Origin of the sequence: Tepidimonas sp. (genome assembly GCF_036825565.1) — a bacterium.
GTDB lineage: Bacteria > Pseudomonadota > Gammaproteobacteria > Burkholderiales > Burkholderiaceae_C > Tepidimonas.
Window position 1 is genome coordinate 1 of record NZ_DAISXZ010000116.1, and the last position, 3,759, is coordinate 3,759.

Here is a 3,759-nt window from a genome sequence, read left to right on the forward strand (position 1 = left end):
CCCCAGTGCACCTCCCCCACGCCCCATCCGTTGAGCAACACGGCGTCACCGGGCTGAAAGCGCGGGTCGTCGCTGGCCTCCACCGTGCCGGCCAGGTCGATGCCCGGCACCATGGGAAACCGCCGCACCACCGGCGAGCGCCCGGTGATGGCCAGGGCGTCTTTGTAATTGAGGGTGGAGTGCGACACGCGCACCGTCACCTCGCCGGCGGGCAAACGGTCGTCGGCCAATTCGGTCAGCGCGCAGCCGTATCCGGCGTCGGTCTTGTCGATCAGCAGGGCTTGGAACACGGGCAACTCCGTCAGGGATGGTCCGGGGGATTCTGGCACGTCAGGCCGCGGCCGGCGCGGCGGTCCGCGCCGCTTCCTGCAACAGCCGCCACATCACCTTGCCGCTGCCGCTCTTGGGCAGGACGTCCACGAACTCCACCAGCCGCGGGGCTTTGTACGCGGCCATGTGCTCGTGGCACCAGGCGATGATGTCGGCCTCGCTGACGGTGCCGCGCGCCGCCTGGCGCAGCACGACGACGGCCTTGACCGTCTCGCCCCGGTAGGCGTCCGGCACGCCGATGACACAGGCCTCGGCAATCGCGGGGTGGCGGAACATCAGCGCCTCGACCTCGGCTGGCCAGACCTTGAAGCCGCTGGCATTGATCATGCGCTTGAGGCGGTCGGTGATGAAAAAGTAGCCGTTGTCGTCCACCCGGCCCACGTCCCCGGTGCGGAAGTAGCGCCGCCCCCGGTGCTCGAGGAACACGGCCGCCGTCGCATCCGGGCGCTGCCAGTAGCCGTCGAAGACCATGGGGCCGCTCACGACGATCTCCCCCGCCTCGCCGGGGGGCAGTTCCTGCAGGGTGTCGGGGTCCACGACGCGCGCGTCGCAGCCGATGAAGGGCACCCCCAGACACTGGGGCTGCGGCCGGTCCGGCGGGTTGTGGTGCGAGGGGGCCGCGGTCTCGGTCAGGCCATAGCCTTCCACACAGCGCAGGCCGAACTGGTCGAGCAGGCGTTGCGCGACCGCCGCGGGCATGGCCGCGCCACCCCCGCCGATGAACACCAGGCTGGACAGGTCGTAGTGGTCGAAATGCGGGCTGGCCAACAGGTCGATCACCATGGTGGGGATGTTGATCCAGTGCGTCACCCGCCAGCGCGAGATGAGCCGGCCCGCCAGATCCCGATCCCAGCGCGGCATGATCACCGCCGTCGCGCCCAAATAAACGCTGGTGTGCATGCCGGCCACCATGCCGGTGATGTGGAACATAGGCACCACCAGCAGTCCGATGTTTTCGGCCGTGCCATTGGTCCAGACCGCGGCAGCTACCGCGTTGTGCATCAGCGTGCGGTGCGGATGCATGCATCCTTTGGGCAGTCCGGTGGTGCCGCTGGTGTAGGGCAAGACGGCCAGATCGTCCGCCCCCACCTCGTGCGGCGGCAGGGGATCGGTGCAGGCCACGGCCTGCGCCCAATCCGCCACGCGGCCTTGCGTCAGCGTGGGCAAGGGGTGGCGCGTGGCCAGCCACTCGCGCCAGGCGGGGGGCACGGCACCGCCGTCGAAGGCGTCGTCGAGCATCGCATCGCGGTAGTGCAGCACCAGCAGGTCGCGCAGGCGCTGCTCGGGCAGGAGGGCGGCGTCGGCCGCGCACAACGCGGGGGCCAGGTCGGCCGCGGCGATGGCCACGCGGGCTTGCGGATCGGTGATGTAGTGCCCCAGCTCGTCGGCCTTGTTCATCGGGTTGACCGGCACCACCACCGCATTGGCCCGCAGAATGCCGTAGTAAGCGACGATGAACTGCGGGCAGTTCTGCAGGAAGAGGATCACGCGGTCGCCCCGCCGCACACCGCGCGCGGCCAGCCAGGCGGCGACGCGCTCGGCTTGGTGCTGCAGCTCCGGATAGGTCATCACCCGGTCGAAAAACACCGTCGCCGCCTTGTCCGGGTACCGCCGTGCGCTCACCTCCAGATTGAACCAGAGCGAGGTCTGGGGCGGCTGGATGGTCCGCGGCACACGCGCCGGCCAAACGTGGGCATGTGGCCGGTCGTCGCCGGCACCGGGGGCATCGCTGGGGGGATGGGTCGCGGACTCGGCGGTGGTCATCGGGCAGTCTCCTCGGATCTTGTCATGCCGTCGTGGGGCGGTTCGGTGGAGCCGTACCGCCGGCGTGCAGCATAGACAGCGCAGAGCCTGCTCGCCAAGGACGGGCCTGTCTCGTACGAGACCAATGCACCGTCACCCGCGTGCCAGGGCACACCGCAGCCGCCGACTACCATGTCCCCCATGGCCAACCCCGCGCCCTCCTCCGGCCCACCACCACGCGCCCCGGCGCCCGCCGCGCCACTGCCGGGGCTGCTGTGGTTGTTTGCGGCTTGCAATTTCGTGATCGGCACCGGGGCCTTCGGCATGACGGGCTACCTGGGACCGGTGGCCGATGGACTGGGGGTCAGCGTCGGCGCCGCGGGACAGACCATGACCGTCTACGCGCTGGCCAACGCGGTGCTGGCGCCGCTGCTGATGGCGCTCACGGCCCGCTGGCCGCGGGCGTGGGTGATGCAGGGGGCGCTGGGCTTGCTTGCTGGCGGCAGCTTGGGGGTGGCCGCGCTGTTGATTGGCTGGCTGTTGCACCGCCGCCTGCGTGCCGACATGGACGCCGGCGGGACCTCGCTGCGCGGCATCGGCACGGTGCTGCGCCAGCGCGACGTGGTGCTCGCACTGCTGCTGACGCTGCTGTATTTCACGGGCATTTTCGTTGTGACCGCCTGCATGGGGCCGGTGCAGCTCGCGCTCAATCCGCTCACCCCGGGCGGGCTGAGTGCGCTGCTGGCCGGCATCGGCGCGGCGGGCGTGATGGGCACCCTAGGCGGGGGCTGGGCGGCGGACCAACTGGGGCCACGTCGCACGATTGCGCTGCTGTTGACCTGTCTGCTCTTGACCATGATCGCCGTCCCCTGGACGGCCGGGCACCTGGCCTGGACGGCCATCGCCTTTGCGGTGTGGACCGTATGCGGCTTTGGACTCATGACCCCCCAGCAGTCCCGGTTGGCGGAGGTGGCATTCACCCAGGCCCCCCTGCTGTTGAGCCTGAACGCCTCGATGGTCTACATCGGCACGGCCCTGGGCTCCGCGATCGGCGGCGCGGCCATCCCCGTCCTGGGGTTCGAGCGGCTGGCGTGGCTCGGCGCTGCCTTCGTCGCGGCGGCGCTGCTGACCCTGGCGGTCAACACGGTGCCGCCGCGTCCGCGTTGAATGGCGCCTGGCGCGTGGGGCTGAACAGGGGCCTGGCAGCACGGAACACATGCCTCCGCTATGATGGCCACCATGCGTCGAACACTGGTGTTGTTGCTGCTGGCCCTGCTGCCCTGGCGGTTGTGGGCGGCGGACGCCATGGCGCTGCAGCCCTGCCACGCACCAACGCCATCGGTGGCCGCAACCGTGACCCCACCGGACCACACGACCTCGCACCACGCGATGCACGCCGAGGCGCCCGCGCACGATGCCGAACGGCACGCGGCGCCCGCTCCGCCGGACGGGACTGCCGCTCACGACTCGGCCCAGAACCCCCACGCAGGATGCACCCTGTGTGACGTTTGTCACAACACCGCGATGGCGGCGCCCTTGGCGGTGACGCTGGGCAGCCATGTCCCGCATCGCTGGGGTCTGACCCACGCACACCTGCCGCCGACCCCGGCGATGGCCCCGCCGCACAAACCCCCGATCGCCTGAAACGGCCCGCGTTCCGTCGCCGCGGCCTGATGAGCCGCGGCG

The 3,759-nt window shown here is 70.6% G+C and carries 4 protein-coding genes; 2 read left to right on the plus strand and 2 right to left on the minus strand.

Features of this window, described 5'->3' with window-relative positions; translation table 11 throughout:
• On the minus strand, window positions 1–290 hold a 290-nt coding region (locus V7026_RS11155; protein WP_443082360.1), incomplete at its 3' end, for an alcohol dehydrogenase catalytic domain-containing protein.
• A 40-nt stretch (window positions 291–330) separates the two neighbouring features.
• Window positions 331–2,094, minus strand: a complete 1,764-nt coding sequence (locus tag V7026_RS11160) for a long-chain fatty acid--CoA ligase (protein ID WP_334155448.1) — start codon at window positions 2,092–2,094, stop codon at window positions 331–333.
• A gap of 180 nt (window positions 2,095–2,274) precedes the next feature.
• Here V7026_RS11160 and V7026_RS11165 point away from each other — a divergent pair, with 180 nt between their 5' ends.
• Together V7026_RS11165 and V7026_RS11170 are read left to right on the plus strand one after the other, a co-directional pair.
• A complete protein-coding gene (locus tag V7026_RS11165; RefSeq protein ID WP_334155449.1) occupies window positions 2,275–3,240 on the plus strand; it encodes a hypothetical protein in 966 nt (321 codons plus the stop codon).
• Between the two features lie 72 nt (window positions 3,241–3,312).
• Complete coding sequence (locus V7026_RS11170; protein ID WP_334155450.1) at window positions 3,313–3,717, plus strand: hypothetical protein; 405 nt, start codon at window positions 3,313–3,315, stop codon at window positions 3,715–3,717.
• Window positions 3,718–3,759 lie beyond the last annotated feature (42 nt).